17 protein-coding genes and 1 pseudogene are annotated in these 18,099 nt (G+C 48.7%); 14 read left to right on the forward strand and 4 right to left on the reverse strand.

Annotated features, from left to right (window positions below):
• Window positions 1-79 precede the first annotated feature (79 nt).
• Window positions 80-1,186 (reverse strand): glycosyltransferase, encoded by a 1,107-nt coding sequence (locus tag ACETK5_RS05920; protein ID WP_100538269.1) that lies wholly within the window; start codon window positions 1,184-1,186, stop codon window positions 80-82.
• A 194-nt stretch (window positions 1,187-1,380) separates the two neighbouring features.
• Between ACETK5_RS05920 and ACETK5_RS05925 the strand changes: the two genes are divergently transcribed.
• The 12 genes and pseudogenes from ACETK5_RS05925 to ACETK5_RS05980 all read left to right on the forward strand — a co-directional run.
• Window positions 1,381-2,268: a PhzF family phenazine biosynthesis isomerase gene (locus tag ACETK5_RS05925; RefSeq protein ID WP_100538268.1), complete on the forward strand. Its 888-nt coding sequence runs from the start codon at window positions 1,381-1,383 to the stop codon at window positions 2,266-2,268.
• Window positions 2,269-2,328: 60 nt separating this feature from the next.
• A complete protein-coding gene (locus ACETK5_RS05930; protein ID WP_100538267.1) occupies window positions 2,329-2,874 on the forward strand; it encodes an STM3941 family protein in 546 nt (181 codons plus the stop codon).
• Complete coding sequence (locus ACETK5_RS05935) at window positions 2,871-3,800, forward strand: phosphotransferase family protein (protein WP_394054616.1); 930 nt, start codon at window positions 2,871-2,873, stop codon at window positions 3,798-3,800. The genes ACETK5_RS05930 and ACETK5_RS05935 overlap by 4 nt, the downstream gene beginning before the upstream one ends.
• A gap of 119 nt (window positions 3,801-3,919) precedes the next feature.
• A complete protein-coding gene (locus tag ACETK5_RS05940) occupies window positions 3,920-4,531 on the forward strand; it encodes a hypothetical protein (RefSeq protein WP_100538265.1) in 612 nt (203 codons plus the stop codon).
• Window positions 4,532-4,591: 60 nt separating this feature from the next.
• The gene (locus ACETK5_RS05945; RefSeq protein ID WP_394054618.1) at window positions 4,592-5,806 is read left to right on the forward strand and encodes a glycosyltransferase family 4 protein; all 1,215 of its coding nucleotides are present in this window, start codon (window positions 4,592-4,594) and stop codon (window positions 5,804-5,806) included.
• Window positions 5,807-5,827: 21 nt separating this feature from the next.
• Window positions 5,828-6,001: a hypothetical protein gene (locus tag ACETK5_RS05950; protein ID WP_165789669.1), complete on the forward strand. Its 174-nt coding sequence runs from the start codon at window positions 5,828-5,830 to the stop codon at window positions 5,999-6,001.
• A 23-nt stretch (window positions 6,002-6,024) separates the two neighbouring features.
• A complete protein-coding gene (locus ACETK5_RS05955; protein ID WP_100538263.1) occupies window positions 6,025-6,594 on the forward strand; it encodes a methyltransferase domain-containing protein in 570 nt (189 codons plus the stop codon).
• A 21-nt stretch (window positions 6,595-6,615) separates the two neighbouring features.
• Complete coding sequence (locus ACETK5_RS05960) at window positions 6,616-7,749, forward strand: class I SAM-dependent methyltransferase (protein WP_394054621.1); 1,134 nt, start codon at window positions 6,616-6,618, stop codon at window positions 7,747-7,749.
• A gap of 129 nt (window positions 7,750-7,878) precedes the next feature.
• Window positions 7,879-8,769 carry a TIGR01777 family oxidoreductase gene (locus tag ACETK5_RS05965; RefSeq protein ID WP_100538262.1) on the forward strand — a complete coding sequence of 297 codons (891 nt, stop codon included), beginning with the start codon at window positions 7,879-7,881 and terminating at the stop codon, window positions 8,767-8,769.
• 106 nt (window positions 8,770-8,875) lie between these two features.
• The gene (locus ACETK5_RS05970; protein WP_394054623.1) at window positions 8,876-9,385 is read left to right on the forward strand and encodes a GNAT family N-acetyltransferase; all 510 of its coding nucleotides are present in this window, start codon (window positions 8,876-8,878) and stop codon (window positions 9,383-9,385) included.
• Between the two features lie 245 nt (window positions 9,386-9,630).
• Window positions 9,631-12,966 (forward strand): DEAD/DEAH box helicase, encoded by a 3,336-nt coding sequence (locus tag ACETK5_RS05975; protein WP_394054625.1) that lies wholly within the window; start codon window positions 9,631-9,633, stop codon window positions 12,964-12,966.
• Window positions 12,967-13,070: 104 nt separating this feature from the next.
• A pseudogene (locus tag ACETK5_RS05980) lies at window positions 13,071-13,406 on the forward strand (potassium channel family protein); the annotation flags it as partial.
• 175 nt (window positions 13,407-13,581) lie between these two features.
• Here ACETK5_RS05980 and ACETK5_RS05985 read toward each other — a convergent pair.
• Window positions 13,582-13,911 (reverse strand): hypothetical protein, encoded by a 330-nt coding sequence (locus ACETK5_RS05985; protein ID WP_394054627.1) that lies wholly within the window; start codon window positions 13,909-13,911, stop codon window positions 13,582-13,584.
• 30 nt (window positions 13,912-13,941) lie between these two features.
• Window positions 13,942-14,070: a hypothetical protein gene (locus ACETK5_RS05990; RefSeq protein WP_394054629.1), complete on the reverse strand. Its 129-nt coding sequence runs from the start codon at window positions 14,068-14,070 to the stop codon at window positions 13,942-13,944.
• A gap of 144 nt (window positions 14,071-14,214) precedes the next feature.
• Here ACETK5_RS05990 and ACETK5_RS05995 point away from each other — a divergent pair, with 144 nt between their 5' ends.
• Together ACETK5_RS05995 and ACETK5_RS06000 are read left to right on the forward strand one after the other, a co-directional pair.
• The gene (locus tag ACETK5_RS05995) at window positions 14,215-14,832 is read left to right on the forward strand and encodes an NUDIX hydrolase (protein WP_394054631.1); all 618 of its coding nucleotides are present in this window, start codon (window positions 14,215-14,217) and stop codon (window positions 14,830-14,832) included.
• A gap of 24 nt (window positions 14,833-14,856) precedes the next feature.
• Entirely contained in the window at window positions 14,857-16,926 is a 2,070-nt protein-coding gene (locus ACETK5_RS06000; RefSeq protein ID WP_394054633.1) for a peptidoglycan D,D-transpeptidase FtsI family protein, read from the forward strand.
• A gap of 100 nt (window positions 16,927-17,026) precedes the next feature.
• Here the strand turns inward: ACETK5_RS06000 and ACETK5_RS06005 are convergent, their stop codons facing one another.
• Window positions 17,027-18,058 (reverse strand): glycoside hydrolase family 88/105 protein, encoded by a 1,032-nt coding sequence (locus tag ACETK5_RS06005; protein WP_394054635.1) that lies wholly within the window; start codon window positions 18,056-18,058, stop codon window positions 17,027-17,029.
• Window positions 18,059-18,099: the final 41 nt, after the last annotated feature.

The following is an 18,099-nucleotide window of genomic DNA, read 5'->3' on the forward strand; positions in this document are numbered from 1 at the left end:
TAAGAGAGGTTCTGGAGTTCACATGAAAATCCGTCGCTTCCACGAGTACATACAATTCGTCAATCGTATAATATCCACCTCACTCCCGGTTCTCTTGGTCGCTTTGGAGCTCCTGCAGCTTGTTTCGAAAATATTCTTGGTTAGCCAGCATCGTCTCATCACCTGGGCGATAGACAAGCGCCTTCTCATTATGCTGATTCGCAAGAGCATGGGCTCCGATCCGGTCGTAACAAACGGCCAATTGCAGGTGAGGCAGCCAGGTGGAGAAGGAGGGATTGTGAAATCCCATGTAATCCGAAGGCAGTTCAAGCTCGCTCGCCAGTTTATACCAGTAGATGGCCGTATCGTAGTTGTTTTTTAAGAAAAAATGGTAACCGATGCGGCAGCAGAATTCTGACCGTGGTGGCGCATAATGCAGGGATCTGATAGAGGATTCAAAAGAGGCTTGCCCGTTTCCGAGCTCGTGATGGCAATCGGAGAGCCTGCTGCAGGCCGTGAGTATATCCTCAATCCAACCTTTTTCCGTATGTAAAAATTGTTCGTAATTATCAATAGCCTTCTCGAATTGGCCGTGATCCTTTAATTCATTCGCATAATAGAATAAATCTCGTGGCGTGAACGATTCGCCAGCGGCCGCACGTTTCTCGTAGATTCTAAGATTTCGGCCGGTATCGGGATCATCCTTCGAGCTGAGATGGGTAACCGCTACATCACTATTAATGATATTGCCATAGACCTCTAAATACTCATGAACGGGTCCAATCCATCGGAAGCCCCTGATTCGCTTCACAAGGCGGTTGCGCCGGAGACTGAAGGTGACATTGCCAAATTCGTCTGAACTTAAATGGTAGAGCATGGTAACGGAATCAATGCCGGACGCAAGGGTTTCCTTAAGCACTTTTAACTTGAGCTGGTCTTCTTCCAGCAGGATATCGTCAGCATCGAGCCATAAGATATAGTCCTGGGTAGCCTTACTAAAAGCAAAATTTCGCGCAGCCGAGAAATCGTCAATCCACTCAAAATCATAGATGGACTCCGTAAAGGATTGAGCGATTTCTTTTGTACGATCGGTTGAGCCTGTATCAACAATAATGATCTCATCCACGATGTCGGCAACACAGGATAAACAGCGGTTTAAAACGAGTTCCTCGTTTTTTACGATCATGCACAGGCTGATAGTGTTCAATGAAATTACCCCCATGTATGGTTTTGATTCATAAGAATATGCCAGATATATATTCAAGTGGGCTTACGAAATGAACCGTATGTAGGAAGCCGTTTGTAAATTTGGTCTGGATTTAACAAATCCCTAATGGTAAAATTTTCACTAAACTTCGATGCTCAAATCCTAGACGGTGCAGAAAGAAGGATCAGAGAAACATGAAATCAATAAACGTACTTCATTATGATGCATTCTCGGTGCAGCCTAACAAGGGAAATCCTGCTGGTGTGGTCTTGAATGCAGATGATCTCGCGGAGGAAGAGATGCAATCCATCGCCCGCAGCGTTGGATTCAATGAAACCACCTTTATCTTAAAATCAGAGCAAGCGGATATTAGACTAAGGTATTTTACTCCCGGCCATGAAATGAATTTGTGCGGCCATGCTACCATGGCATCCATGTATGCCTTGAAAACCAAGGGACTGCTGCCGGAAAAAGAAACCGTGTGGATGGAGACCAAGGTGGGTATTTTGCCTATAGAATTTCAAAATGCCGAGGGCCAGTTAACCATGAAAATGAAGCAGGATCATCCTCAATTCATATCCTATGGGGGAGATGTTGACCGCCTGGCATCCTCCATAGGTCTGAAGCGTGACGATTTGGACTTCAGTATGCCCATTGTGTATGGAAGCACGGGGATCTGGACATTGTTGGTGCCGATAAAAGGATTGGAGCATTTTGACCGGATGGTGCCTGACAATGCAGCGTTTCCGGATATTTTAACAAAAAATCCAAAAGCCTCGCTGCATCCTTTTTGCCTGGAAACGATGGATGGGTCTTCGTTCATGCATGCGAGACATTTCTCTTCGCCGTACTCCGGCACCGTAGAAGACCCGGTAACTGGAACTGCATCGGGCGTAATGGGGGCTTATTATTTGACGTACTTGAACCCTGAGATATCCTCTGCTCGATTTACTATTGAACAAGGCCAGGAAATGGGGAAAGACGGTAGGGTACAGGTTCAAGTGGAGCGCTGGAAAGAGACCATGGATGTCTACATTTCCGGCACGGCGGTGTTCGTTAAGGAATTCCAAGTTAGCTATTGATGGATGTCCATCGGATGATAAAACGCCTACATAGGTTAATACAACCAAGGAGTGCGACGAATGCAGGAACAAGAAGAAATAAAGATCTATCCCAAGGTGACCAAAATGCTAATAGGCTCTCTGGCGTTTGTGCTGCTAGGTAGTGGATTGGTATACGGTGGGGTGACATCGGACAACATGGTTATCGCCATTGTCGGAATCATCTGCGCTTTGTTTTTTGGCGCGGGACTGGTGTTTGCCATCACCAAGCTTTTCCAATCGGATCCGGCACTCTTGATCAATAAGGAGGGCATCGTCGATAAATCCTCCTATGTGAGCGCTGGAGCCGTCGCGTGGAACGAAATTAAAAATATGCATATCTATCAGATCAAGAGTGAGAAGTTCATAGGAATTGAGGTTTATGATCCTGATCATCTGATGTCCAGGCACCCTGCCTGGAAACGGAAGCTCATGAACATGAATAAAGGCATGACGGGTTCGACTATTCATATTTCTGCATCGAGCATCTCCGCTAATTTATATGAATTGTTCCCCTTGTTATATCGAAGATGGAATGCGTCCAAGTCGAGCCCGGATCAGATGATGAAGGAGGAGAGCATGATATGAAAACATTTAAGCCGGAGATGTCTTTGGATATGGCGATAAGTCATCTGAAGCATATTGAAGGGGAATCGGTAATGAATGTCACCCCCATCGAGATGGGGGAACTAAGCAAGGTGTTCAGTTACCGTAAGGGCGATGCCGATTATGTCATTCATTTTAAGGATAATGGGGACAGCCTTCATAAAGTGTTCAAAATCTACGATATGTACGGCGCGCAATCTTTGCCCATTCCCCGTATTCACAAGATAGGGAAAGTGGAGAATATTCACTTCTCCATTTCGGACAAAGTATCCGGTACGCCGATAAGTGCTCTTGAGCCGACGCAAATTCGAGGGCTTATCCCGGGCATTGTCCATCAATTCATGCGGATCCGTCAGATACATGTCGCGGATTCCCATGAGGGTTATGGCTGGATTACTCCGGAAGGCAAGGCTGTCCATCGTTCATGGCTGGACTACATCACGTCTGTTTTCGATGAGGAGCAAGAAGGGTTCTACCATGGATGGCACAATCTGTATGAGAACAGCTTTCTGGAAAAAGAGTTTTTCGAAGAAATTTACCAAACGATGATCGAACTGGTTCGCTATTCGCCTCCGGAGCGATATCTTGTACATGGAGATTTCCATTTGGGCAATATGCTGGGAGAGAACGGGAACGTAACGGGGATCGTGGATTGGGAGATGGCCATGTTCGGCGACTTCATGCTGGATGTCTCTGTTCTTCATACGTGGTACCCGATGCTGGAGTTTCCGAAAAGGCTGCAGCAGGCGTTGGAGCAGCAAGGCGTAGGTATTCCTTATTTTGAAGAGAGACTGTTAGGCCATCAACTGTTCAAAGCGCTGGACGGACTTCGTTTTTATGCGAAGAAGGATGATCCCCACAGCTATCAATTCATGAAAAACCAAATCATATCTCTATTAAATCGATAGATCCCTACGGGGATCTTTTTTTGTGAGAGAAATGTGTGAAACGGAATAGTTACCTGACGAGTCCAGAATGATTGGCCAAGAATATACTGGACTAGGTTAAGTTGAAGGGTGGGAATGTCATGCATCATACCGATCGGGTGAGGAGCCGTGTACCGGATGGCATTCTAATTAGGGGCTTGGATTCTGCTGTGTATTTGGTTGAGCATAGCAAGAAGCGTCCCATTGGCGATATGGTGACATTCCATTCGTACGGATTTACCGCGAAAGGTATTGTGAAATTGGATGAGTCGACACTCGAAGGAATGGAGACCGGTTCACCTCTAAACATAAGCGGGGATTTCATCATGAACAGTCCTGCAACCCTTCTAGTAAAAAGCAGCGGGTCGGAAATCTATCTGTGGAGCGATCAGCGTCTTCATCCGATTGTATCCCTCGAAATGTATTTCAGGCTCCATTTTAATTATTCAAGTGTCGTCACCTTGCCGGACGAACTAATCGCTTTACTTCCTGAAGGGGATCTGATCCATGATTCATCGCTACTTACGCCTTTTCTTGTTAACGGCAGAGTATACAGCGCTCCGAATGGGTTGATTTATTATGGGGAGCGGCATAAGCTGCGAAAAATCGGCGGACCCGCCATCTTCACTTTCTATCGATGGAGAGTTGAGGAAATTGTTCATTTAACGAGAGATGAGTTTCACAACTACCGATTAGGGGAGCCGATCCTGTAAATAACTTCGCAATATAAGGAAGCTGGTTATTACGAGGTTTCTACGAAAAGGGTGAGGTACTTGAAGATATTGCTCGTGACGATATTCCTGATTCCTCATGTCGGTGGATTATGGAAGTATATGCAGCAGATCAAGCAGGGGCTTGAAGCACTGGGCCATGAGGTCGACATGGTTGGTGATAGCATTGATTGTTTTTATGTATATGGAGATGACAACCGGAAGGTGTTCAAGAGTCATTACAGGCCGATGCTGGAGTCGAATCTTCCTGCTGCATCGCCTATTTTCTCGGATAATTGGGTCAGGCATGCTGAATGCGAGCGGTTATGTTTGGAGTTGACGCTTTCTTATTTGGACTTGGAGCAATACGATGTAATTCATGCACAGGATGTACTGGCCGCGGCAGCCGTCAGTCGTGTAAAGCCTGCGGGCATTCCTTTGATCACCAGCATTCATGCCTCCGTGGCACTTACCATTTTGGATATGATTCAGAACGATCAAGGGATTAAACCTTCCAGCCCACAGCTCGTCTGGAACTATTACAAATCTGTCGAGAACATCGGGGGCTCATCCAGCGATCAGGTGCTGCTGGCTTCTGTGTGGCTTAGGGATGTCATGGTATCGCATTTCGCTCTGCCGGAATCCCGAATTTCATTGATTCCCTATGCGATGGATATTCTAAGCTTCGAAGACAGGCTGAAGAAGGAACACGAACTGACCCGGCCGGTGGACAAAAAAGTGATCATCTGCACTTCCAGACTCAGTTATGAAAAGGGCATTCACGTATTGTTGGAAGCCATGGGTAAACTCCAGACTTTACGTCAGGACTGGGAGTGCTGGCTTGTTGGAGACGGTGATCAGCGATCATTGTACGAAGAGCGCGTTCGTCAGCTGGGTATAGTGGGGGCAGTCCGTTTTTGGGGCTCGCGTGACGATGTTCCCACGTTGTTAGGGCTTGCGGATATTTTTGTTATACCGAGTCTAATGGAGACCTTGTCCTATTCTGTCATGGAGGCGCAGATTGCCGGATTGCCGATCGTATCTTCGGATGCGGGCGGTCTTAAGGAAGCGGTACAGCATGAGGTGAACGGCCTTCTTTTTCAGTCGGGAAATGACGATATGCTTACTGCACATCTGAGTCTGTTGTTGGAAGATGAAGCGTACCGTGGGCTTCTTGGTAAAGAAGCGCGGAAATGGGCTTTGGCTCATCGTGGTCTGGATTCCATGGTGAAGCGAGTACTGGAAGTTTACCGAAAAGAGATGAGCAGGGCACAGTAACTAGGTAAGGGAGGAATGACCATGCATGGGGTAGAGGTACCCGGAGACCAGTACCGTCATTTGTTTCTGGTCAATCATTCCGATTCGTCTTTAATGGTCTATCAAGTGGTGTGGGAGCAAACGGTAAGCAAGCTTCCTAAGGATTATTTCATACCGGATTACCGGATTATTAATATGATGATGAATATGAAATAGAACGATCGAATGGAGGTAGGGGAATGGGAACATCAAACTGGCAGAATTTATCTTATTGTGTGGATCTGATCCGGTATGTATCTCCTAAGTCCGTCCTGGATGTCGGCGTTGGTTTTGGCCGATGGGGGATGATCTGCCGTGAATATTTGGATGTCTGGGAGGGGCGCGTATTCCGCACATATTGGGACACGCGAATCGAAGGGATTGAAATCTATCCGGTCAATATTGATACCTATCATTCCTGTTTCTATAATATCATCCACGTTGCGGATGCGTTCGATCATATACAAGCGGAGGTTCAGCCAGGACAATTTGATCTGATTATTCTAGGTGATGTTCTGGAGCACTTTACAAAAGAGCCGGCGCTTGTCCTGCTGCAGACCTGTATTGAAAAATCCCGCTTTGTCCTGCTTAATATTCCGATTGGAACAGACTGGCCGCAGGGAGCTGCGTACGGCAATGAATTCGAGACCCACTTGAGCACATGGACAACGGAGGATCTGGAACTGTTTCCCGTCGTCGACAAAAGGCATTTTAAGGATTACATTAACCGTGATTTTTCCACGTATTTGTTTTCGATACAAGGCAAGTAGGTCAGTAGGGAGGCTTGTACGATGTCATCCGAACCACATCTGCAGACCATGGTCACGAAAGTGCCGCTGGAATTGTTGTTTACGGACTTCATAGATGAAGAACATAAAACCGTATTAATTCCACACTACACGGACGCCTGGTATGAAGTCCATAAAAGATATGGGGATCTACCCATTGCTCGCTTGACACCTCATTTGCAATTGTTCCGTTACCTTATGGGTCAAGGGGAATACCCGACGTTGTATCTGGGTTGGCATGCCTCCATATTTACCACCCGTGATATGGAAGTGCCGATCTCGGACTACGATCTATTGGAGCAGCGGCGCTTGCAATATGGCACGATGGCTGCCTTATTCACCAATGACCTGGATCATTTCAATAAAGATCCGATTATGGTCGAATACGACAGAAAGGGCGGTTATTTTCATGTGAAAGACGGTCACCATCGGGCCATCTTTCAGTATTGCAGCGGAGTTAGGCAGGTCCCCGCCCGAATGACCGAAGATGATTATGAGTTTTGGAAGCATACGGATGCTGTGAACCAGGTAACCGAGGTCTTTTCCCGCCATCTTCGAACGTTGATATATACTCCGATATTGAATCCTTACTTCATGCATTTGAAAAGTGAACGGGATGATGCCTATCCAACCCGTATGGACCTGATTATGGAGTATTTGGGTTCTTCATCCGTTCGAGGAAAAAGGGTGATCGATATTGGCTGCAATATCGGATTTTATGCCAGACACTTTGCGCGTCAGGGGGCCATCGTAACAGGCTATGAGCCATTGGCTGAGCATTACGAGCTGGCAAGGCAGCTAAACGTTCTAGAAAGGGTTCACTTTGACCTGAAGGAGGAACGGTTTGAACGCTCAACTTGTTCGGATACATTCGATATCGGATTGCTTTTAACCGTATTTTATCATTTGATGGACGATGTGCCGGTACGGGAAGCATTTTTGAGGAAATTAGACCAGGGCGTGACAGGGATGCTTTTTTGGGAATCCGGGGCCGAGCCGGAGAAGGAGAAGTCCATTTTGCTTGCGGGAACGCATTTTGACAGATATGAGAAATTGGCAGATACCGAAGGAACCGGGAAGAAGAGAGAGTTTGGTGTTTATCTGAAATCATCCTACAATTCCGGCAGCTATGAATGAACATCTTCGATTATGGGAGGTGTTTTCTTTTTATTCTCTATTGAAACAATGATATATTGTAAGAAACCATGGTTAAATTGAACGTTTATGATGTGGATAAATCATAGAGAAAAGAGCTGATTCTATTCTATGAAAAAGATCGTTCTGGCTGGTGGAACTGGTTTTATTGGAACTTATCTTGCCAAAAAATTCACGAATGAGCCGCAAACACAAATACTGATGATATCCCGACGGAAAGGCCATATCGCATGGAACGATCAAGAAGCCATCGTCGCTGCTCTGGACGGGGCAGATATGCTGATTAATCTGGCAGGTAAATCAGTCAATTGCCGTTACGATGAAAAAAATAAGGAGCTTATTCTGAATTCAAGAATAGATACAACGAATATACTCGGCAGTGCCATCGAGGCATGCCATACTCCTCCGCGTACTTGGTTTAATTCCAGTACGGCCACGATTTATCGCCATGCCGATGATAAGCCGATGACGGAGGAGCAGGGCGAAATCGGCTCAGGTTTCTCCGTTGAGGTTGCCAAGGAATGGGAGCGTGCCTTCTTCTCGTTCTTGCTGCCTCAGACAAGACAGATCGCCCTGCGTATTGCTATCGTGCTGGGGCCGGGCGGCGGCGTCATGACTCCTTATGTTAACTTGGTAAAATACGGACTCGGTGGCGTTCAAGGCACGGGCAAGCAAAAGTTCAGCTGGATTCATGTAGAGGATTTGTATCGCATTATTCTGTTTTTACAAGAGAGGGCAGAGCTGAGCGGGGTTATCAACTGTGCTTCTCCTTATCCGGTTACGAACAAGGAACTGATGGAGCAGCTTCGGTTAGCATTAAATCGTGGAACGGGATTGCCATCACCTAAATGGCTGCTTGAGCTGGGCGCTCGGCTTATTCAAACCGAAACGGAACTCGTGCTGAAGAGCCGCTGGGTGATTCCGGACAGACTCTGCAAGGCAGGTTTTCAATTTACATACGACACGCTGAATAAAGCACTGGCTGACATCTTAAAACGATAAGGGGATTCCGAGCACGCTCCTTGGTTTCGCATCGTAAAAAAATGATTGCATATGGTAATCGAACGGATAGAATGAGTTTATTAGATGACAGAGGGAGTGTCCTATCATGAATGCTGCGTTTACGATTATGGAGGTCGAACAATTAGAAACCGACACGCATCATCAATTAACGGAATTATTGATTCGGGTAGTAGAAGAGGGAGCATCGGTGGGATTCTTAGCTCCACTGTCTTATGATGAAGCTTCCGCTTACTGGGAGGATGTGCTTGGCCCAGGGGTTACCCTGTGGGTAGCTGTGCAGGATGGGCAGATGATCGGCACGGTTCAATTGCAGTGCGCCATGAAGGCGAATGGCAGACACCGGGCCGAGGTAGCGAAACTGATGGTGGATCCTGCATCCCGTCGCGGAGGGATCGGCAGAGCGTTGATGCAACATCTCGAGCCTAAAGCCAAGGAAGAGGGCAGAACCTTGCTGGTCTTAGATACCCGGGAGGGGGACCCCTCCAACAAGCTATATCAGTCTCTGGGTTACATCCAAGCAGGAGTCATTCCTGATTATGCCATATCCTCTAACGGCCAACTGGACGGGACGGTGCTGTATTACAAACGTATCTAAGCCACGAAGCGGAGGGGTTGGATGGAGCGGGACGGATAGTCGGTTTCATCATATCTATCGGGGCATGGAGAGGGAATAACAAGCGTTATGATCGATTGATCCGTTATGATGAGAAGCAGCGCAAGAACTTGCCGTAGCGGCGAGTTCTTTTTTAGATATCAGAAAGTATAAACTTGGAAGCATGGGCCTTTCCGCACAAAATGGTATACTGTTTTTTAGCAGTAAATAGAGAAGGGATTGTGGTTATGGGTTACCAGCTGACTGAACGGGTGATCAAGCTATTATGCGGAAAGACCTCCTACGATCGCGGCGGGGTTTTATATAGAGATGGACATGTAACGATGCGGAAACAAGATCCGGACACTCGAAAATACGAGGCTGAAGTGACGGATCAGGAGTCGGGTATCGTCTATGTCGAGATTGACTCAAACGGGGATGTATTCACCGAATGCAGCTGTATCGATTATGGATTCTCCCGGAAGCGCTGCAGGCATATTGCGGCTCTGCTCCTGAACATCCGTGATATTGAGCAAATGGTAGAAGCTCCAATGCGCCCCTATCCATCGTTATTACATCCTTCTGTCAATGGAAATGCCGGAGACGGGCAATTAACGCCTCGGTACTCCCCGGAGCATGACAGAAGCATGGATGAAGGGGAACAAGATGCGCTGCTCAGCAGCCAGCTGCTCGGATTGTTCTCATATTCTGAAGGCCGGAGAGCTACGGCAGCTTCCAGGTTTGACACCCGAGAGGTGCTGGAGATGGAGTTCATTTTCAAATTATATCCTTACGGAAATCGGAAATACTTGTTCGGCGTTGAACTGCGAGTAGGTAAGAAACGCCTGTACATCGTACAGCGGATTCGAGAGTTTTTGGCGTGTGTAAAACACGCTGAAACCTGCATATTCACGAAGAATTTCACGTACGATCCGGACTTCCACAGCTTTCAAAAGGAGGATGATGATATTCTCCAGGAGCTGATTCGTATATACGATCATGAAAGCATGTATAAACAGTCAATGGACATGTATACCTCGCATGGGAAAAACGGAAGCGGTGACCGAATGCTGATTATTCCTCCCACTTTTTGGCCCCAGGTAAGGGAACGATTATCCCATTCGAACCATTCCCTGTTGTCTTTGGACGGGATCCTCACGGATAAGCTGGAATTCGTTCAAGATCCGATCCCCCTTCAATTCGAGTTTGATGAAGCCGGGGATGATCATTACCTGATGAAGATCGAGGGACTGGAGCGAATGATCGTTCTGGAAGGCTACGGCCTCGTCATTGTGGACGGTAAGCTCATTCAGCTTGAATTGGATGCTTGCAGAAGACTCTCCGAGATGAAATTGCTGCTTGAGAATTCGAATAAACCGCATATCCGGATTCAACCTGAGATGATGGAGTCCATTATGGAACGGGTGGTTCCGGGACTGATGAAGCTTGGAAGTGTCCATGTGGCGCAGACTGTATCCGACCGCATTGTCAAAACGCCTTTAAAAGCGAAGCTCTATCTGGACCGGGTGCGTGGCCGGCTTTTGGCCGGACTCGAATTTCATTACGGAGACATCACCATTAATCCGTTGGAGGGACATCGTGCCATACGCAGCAGCAGCTCAATCCTCGTTCGCGACGGAGAGCAGGAGCAGCGGATTCTCGAGCTCATGGAGAACGCCTCCTTTGCCAAGACCGATGGCGGTTTCTTCATGAACGATGAGGATGCCGAATACGATTTCCTGTACCATACGATACCGCAGCTGGAGAAGCTGCTGGTTGTTTATGCAACGACGGCCGTGAAGGAACGGGTGCTTACTGAACCGATGGGAGCCAAGGTGCGGGTGGAGGTCGACGAACGGACGGATTGGCTTGAATTGAAGTTTGATATGGAGGGGATTCGAGAAGCCGAAATCCGGGAGATCGTCAAATCGCTTGAAGAAAAACGCAAATATCACCGGTTGCGAAACGGAGCGCTGCTTCCCCTGGAAAGCGCCGAGTTCCAGGCGGTGGTCGCCTTAATGAACCGGGTAGGGCCTTGGTTATACGAAGGGGAGGGCACGCAGTTCAAAATGCCGGCAGTCCAAGGACTTCAGCTGCTGGATTGGGAAGATACGGGATCAACGGTCCAGCTTGGCCGATCCTTGCGCCGAATGCTGCAGCACGTGAAGAATCCGGATCATTTGGATTTTGCCGTGCCGCCGAGCCTCGAAACGGTCCTCCGGGATTATCAGAAATTTGGCTTCCAATGGATGAAGACGATGGCCCACTACCGCTTTGGCGGCATCTTGGCCGATGATATGGGTCTCGGCAAAACGATTCAGAGCATTGCTTTCATTCTATCGGTGCTCCCGGAGATCAGAGAGCGCAACGAACCTGCACTCATCGTGGCGCCGGCTTCTCTGCTCTATAACTGGCATAACGAGCTCCAGAAGTTTGCACCCGAGATCAAGGCCGTCATTGCCGATGGTACGCAGAACGAGCGGGCTAAAATCATACAGAATGCGGGGAATGCAGATGTCATCATTACTTCTTACCCGCTGCTACGCAGGGACGTTGAACGCTATGCGAAGCTGCCGTTTTTAACGTTAATTCTGGATGAAGCCCAATTCTTCAAAAATTACACGACGCAAACGGCTCAGGTTGTAAAAACGCTGCATGCCCGTTATCGGTTTGCGCTGACAGGCACTCCGGTCGAGAACCGACTGGAGGAATTGTGGTCCATATATGATGCCGTTTTCCCGGCACTCTTTGGAGATCGAAAAGCGTTTCAGGAATTGCCGAAAGAAACCGTGGTGAGAAGGGTGCGTCCCTTCCTGCTTCGCAGGCTGAAATCAGATGTGCTTAAGGAGCTGCCGGAGAAGATCGAGACGGTTCAGTCATCGGGTCTGCTGATCGAACAGAAAAAGCTCTATACCGCCTATCTTGCGAAGTTAAGGCAGGAGACGCTCAAGCATTTGGCGCAGGATGGCTTTCAGAAGAGCCGGATTCGCATCCTGGCGGGTATTACCCGTCTGCGCCAGATCTGCTGTCACCCGGCCCTTTTCGTGGAAGGCTATGAGGGCAGTTCGGCCAAGTTTGAGCAGCTCATGGAAACCATTGAAGAATGTCGCCTTGCGGGAAGACGGATGCTGGTATTCTCCCAGTTTACGGGGATGCTGAATCTGATTGCCGGGGAGCTCGGATATCGGGGGATTCCGTTTTTCTACTTGGATGGACAGACTCCGGCCTCGGAGCGAGTGGAGCTGTGCCAACGCTTTAACGAGGGAGAACGGGAAGTGTTCCTCATATCGCTGAAGGCAGGCGGAACGGGGCTGAACCTGACCGGGGCCGATACGGTGATCTTGTATGACCTTTGGTGGAATCCGGCTGTGGAGCAGCAGGCGACGGACCGGGCACATCGCATCGGACAGAAGAAGGTTGTGCAGGTGATACGGCTGGTGGCTCAGGATACCATCGAGGATAAAATGGTCGCTCTGCAGCAGAAGAAGAAGGATCTGATCGAGGAATTGGTTCAACCGGGAGGAGAGTCGCTTCCAAGCTGGACCGAGGCGGAAATCCGGGAGCTGCTGACGCTTCAGGGTTAGCCTCTAAGTGAGGATGGGCGCAGGGTATAAACGCTGATATAATAGCTGTATGTGATTTATGTAACGTATACTCCAGTTAGAGAATAGGACGGTTTTTGGGATGATTATCTTTTTTACTAACATTAAAACGTCTTTTCAGCGGTTTATTTCGAGCGTTTAAGCAGCGTTATTTTGTAGCGCTGTTTGTCCTGATTGTCATTATGCTGTTATCGGGTACGATGTTTTATACCAGGCAGGAAGGGTTATCCGTGTTGGACGCTCTATATTTCTGCGTAGTGACGTTGAGCACGGTAGGTCATCCGGAATTCGTGCCGCAGACGCCGCTCGGTAAAACATTCACGATGGTCTATATTGTCGTTGGTACGGGTTTATTCCTTGGGATGGCGGGACAATTGGCGTATGCCTTAATCCGAACGAATCAAAGGGATGAGAAAGACTGAAAGAATTCCTAATGGAAAAAAGGAAACATTCCAGGCGTTTGTGCTGTGACCCGATTTGTGGAAGGTGCATAGAAAACAGTCTTGGACTTAACTAGCAAGCAGATGACCTCTGAATTCGTCAGAGGTCATCTTTTTTTTTATGTCCACTGATATCGCTCTAGTTGAGCTGCTTACCCTATTGGACCGTTACCGCAAAATAAAAGCTGGCGCGTCCCTGATCCAGAGGCCATGTACAGTGAATTTCGTACAGATACGAGCCGGGTACTGTCGGTACGGTATATCCGTCGTTATCGGGATCCGTCAGATTTAGGATGGTGAAGCCATGTATTCCTTCGGGTGGCGTTGTTTTAATGTCCACACCGCCTTTGACAACAACAGGTGTTATATCCTTCAGCTCCGGTCGGACTGCATCCGTCATCGAACACTTATCCCCGTTGCACCATGAATAAAGGTACCAGCCTCGCTGCACCGCGATTTCGGTGCCGTCGATTGTCACCTTGGGCATCGGAGGTTCGACGGACTTAACCCATAGGGACTAGACGGCTTGGCGCGCATTGTCCTTTGAGATCGGTTTTAAATTCTCTGACCTTGATCCGACATAATACCCTGTACCAAACATAACGATTAGCAGGATTACATATAGAACCGATCGGGTTTTCTTCATGTAATAAAGCCCCCTTAATATATCACTCGTCTCATAATCAGGCGGAAAATATGTTATAATTTTGAAATCAAACACTTCCATTATAAACCAATCGTGAGTAGCAGGCGTTATATATATGAGAAGAAATCGAAGAGGGATGAATCTATGACACTAAAATGGTTGGATTGGGCAAAAGAGATACAGGCGATCAGCCAGGCCGGACTGGAATATACGAGGGATGTCTATGACAAGGAACGGTTTGAGCAGCTGAGGGAGCTCAGCATCAAGATCATGCAGGAGTATACCGAAGCAGGCGACGAGAAGATTCGTACCCTGTTTGCGAGTGAAACCGGATACCAAACGCCGAAGGTGGATGTCCGCGGCGTTATTTTTCAAGACGGAAAGCTGCTGCTGGTGAAGGAAAAGGCCGACGGAGCTTGGGCGCTGCCGGGAGGATGGGCGGACATCGGACTATCGCCTGCGGAGGTCGTGGTGAAGGAAGTGAAGGAAGAGGCCGGTTACGACGTGCGTGCAGGGAGGCTGCTGGCCGTATTAGACAAGAAATTTCATAACCATCCGCCATCTGCCTTCCATGTGTACAAAATGTTTATTCATTGCGACATTACGGGCGGAGCTGCAGGCGTGGGGACAGAAACATCCGCGGTCGGTTTTTTCCGGCAGGACGAACTGCCTCCGCTGTCTGAGGAACGAAATACGAAGGAACAATTACAGCGAATCTTCGAATTCGAGAAACAGCCACATTTGCCAACTTGGCTGGATTAAACCATATAAAGGAGCGTAGACAATGTGATAGGTTTTAAACCTTATAAGGACGTACCAGATGAAGCGGAAATGAAACGAAGATTTAATGGACGGATCAATATTTTCTTTTTTAGTGCATTTCTTATCTTTTGCGTCATCATCATTCGCATGGCCATCTTGCAGTTCGTTGAGGGACCGGAGCTGGCGAGTCAGGAAACCGGCGGAGAGCAGAAGCATTTCCCGCTGCAGCCGATCCGAGGTTCCATCATCGATGCATCCGGCACGAAGCTTGCTTACTCTACGGCTTCAAATTCTCTATACATCACCCTGATGAAGGATTACAGCAAGAAGACGGACAAAGGAAAAGAAAACCGACCGGAAGCGGAGGAGATAGCGAAGCGGCTTGTCCAGGCGTTTAACAAGTATGGGGATCCGGACATGGAGCCGATGACCGTCAAAGAAGTGATTGACGCCTTGGATTTGGAGTATATCAAGCAGCATGGATATGAGCCGAGACGGATCAAGTCCGATTTGACGAAGGAAGAGATCGCTTATTTTATGGAGAACCGCGCCAAGTTCCCCGGCATCCAGATCGTGGAGGAGAATGTAAGGCACTATGATCCGGATACGGTGGCCGTTCAGACGATCGGATTTCTAAAGAAGTTCAGAGGCTCTAAAGACCTTAAGGATTATGAGGCTATTGATCAGAGCAACAAGGATCAGAAGAATCCCGGCTTGATCTACACGGAAGAAGAGTGGATTGGCTATGACGGATTGGAACGGATGTATCAAGAAGAACTGCGCGGCAAGAGCGGGTATCTCAGCATTCCGATCAATCCTCAGAATATGGTGGACGGCGTACCGACGATGGTCGCCCCTGAAAAAGGCCATGATATTCACACCACGATTCATAAAGACATTCAGCTTGCCACGGAGCAGGCCATCATGGATCAGCTTCAATATCTTCATACTCATCCGGTATCGGGTAAGTTACATAAGGATGCCTTAACTGGATATGCGGTCGCCATGGAGGTGGATACCGGTCATGTGGTTGCGATGGCGAGCATGCCGGATTACGACTCGAATGTGCGGGTAAATGGTGGCAAAATTACGCAGGAAATCGTGGATGCGACAGGAAACGGCACGATCACGATATTTGGCTCAGGCAGATCGGGACATGGGTTCGAATCCATGATCTATCTCGGTTCCGTCATTAAACCGCTGTCTGTGTTGATCGGGCTGAATGAGGGGTTATTCGGTCTTAATGAGACGTATCCCGATCAGGGCTTTGCATCCATTGGTCGGGAAGGACATGAAAAAAAGATCTCTAACTCAGGTGGACATCGAAATGGCCCCATTAAAGCTCAACAAGCTATCCAGCAATCCTCGAATGCTTTTATGATCGATATGATTGGCAAAAGGTTAGTCAATAAGTATGGCGGGGAGAAGGGCGTTGAGGTCTGGGGTCAGTATATGGAGCAGTTTGGTCTTGGAGTTGTAACGGGGAGTGGCTTGCCCGGGGAATTAAAGGGCCGGGGAGAGTATACCGATACGAAGGCAGCGGGAAGTAATCTGGCTGCGTTAGCTTATGCGTCCTTCGGGCAGATGGGGAAATACACCCCTCTTCAACTTGCCCAATACACCGTCATGCTGGCGAATGAAGGCAAGCGGATCAAGCCGCAGCTGGTCAGCAAAATCACGGATCAGGATGGCAACGTGGTCAAGGAATTCGGGCGCGAGGTCCTGGATGAGATTGAATTCCCCAAGGCATACTGGCAGACCGTCAAGCGGGGGATGAATACACAGGGTCTTGCAGCCTTCGAAGATTTTAAATACGACTTTGCCCGCAAAACAGGTACATCCGAGCAATCATATAAAGGTGTTAACCTTGATAACGGTGTTTTCATCGCCTTTGCTCCGCGGGATAATCCGAAGCTGGCGGTGGCCGTCGTTGTGCCGGAAGGCGGCTTCGGCTCGCAAAGCGCCGCGCCGATTGCGAGGAAGATATTCGACGCTTATGACGAAGTCTACGGACTTGACGGAACGCCGCATCCGAAGAAGACTGAAGAGCAGAAGAAGGATAGCGGCGAGGACGAGACAGGGGACAATAGATAAGAAGCGTAGTCGCAGAGTCGCGTTAAATTGCATAAACCAAAGGCAGGCTGTAGAGGTGAACTTCTCCTCTCCAATCCTGCCTTTTTTGTGTCGCATTTCATCAATAAGGATTGTCCTTGATCTTGAGCACTTCTGCGAGAAAGGTTAATGCCAGGCCTTGACCCCAGCCTTGTATCCGCTTATCGGGCACGCCTTTGTATCCCGCGGCGTCCTTCATGACGGCCGTTCCCGCGGAGACGCCGGTAACGGTACCATCCTCGGTGATCTTGGACAAGATCCCGTCAATCGATTTCTGCGTGTATTTATTGTAGATGCGTCCTTTGGCGAGCAGGGCAGCAGCGATACCGGCTGAGCCGGACGTTTCCAGCGGAGATTGCGGATCGGTTGTAATCGTATGCCACAGGCCGGATTCATGCTGCAGCCGGACCAGGGCGCTAAGCTGGTCGCGCAGCGAGCCTTCGATGATCATGAAGGAGGGATGCGTTACCGGGACGAGCTCCAGAGCACGGGCCATCGTGATGGCAGCCCAGGCATTGCCCCGGCACCAGAAGACGCCTGACATATGGTTTCCGGCGATATTGTCCCAGCCGTGATAATAGAGATTTGTGACGGGATCCTGCAGGCAATCCTCGTGGCCGTGATACTGCTTCAAGCCATCCTCGAAGTAATCCTCCCGGTCCAGCATCACGCCAATCCGAAGCAGGAAGTAGCCTGCCATGAACATGGTATCGACCCACGCCTGTTCCGGAAAGTTATACGTTTCGGAGTTCACCGTATGCTGAAAGATGCCGTTGCCGAAACGCAGCGCATCATGCGTGAGATAATCGGCCATTTCCTTGGCCGTTTCGATATAACGCTCATCCTCATAAACCTCGTACAAGGTGAGGAGGGAGTGGCCGATGGAGACGCCGTTGACGGACAGCTTCGGCAGCCCCTCCTCCATGTTTTCGTCGACCCAGGCTTTCAGTTGTTCCAGATACTCCTTTTTGCCAGTGGCCTTATAGGCCTCGCATACTCCGTAAAAGGCAACCCCGCCCGGCCAATCCCAGCTGAAATCCATGCGAAAGGTCCGGTCAACCACGCGGTCTATGACATTCTCAATCTGTTGATCATCAAATACAAGTGCAGCCATTGTTAAAACTCCCTTCATATTCAATTGCGTCGATGTGTATG

The sequence above is a fragment of the Paenibacillus ilasis genome (genome assembly GCF_043195395.1).
Taxonomy (GTDB): domain Bacteria; phylum Bacillota; class Bacilli; order Paenibacillales; family Paenibacillaceae; genus Paenibacillus_AQ; species Paenibacillus_AQ lautus.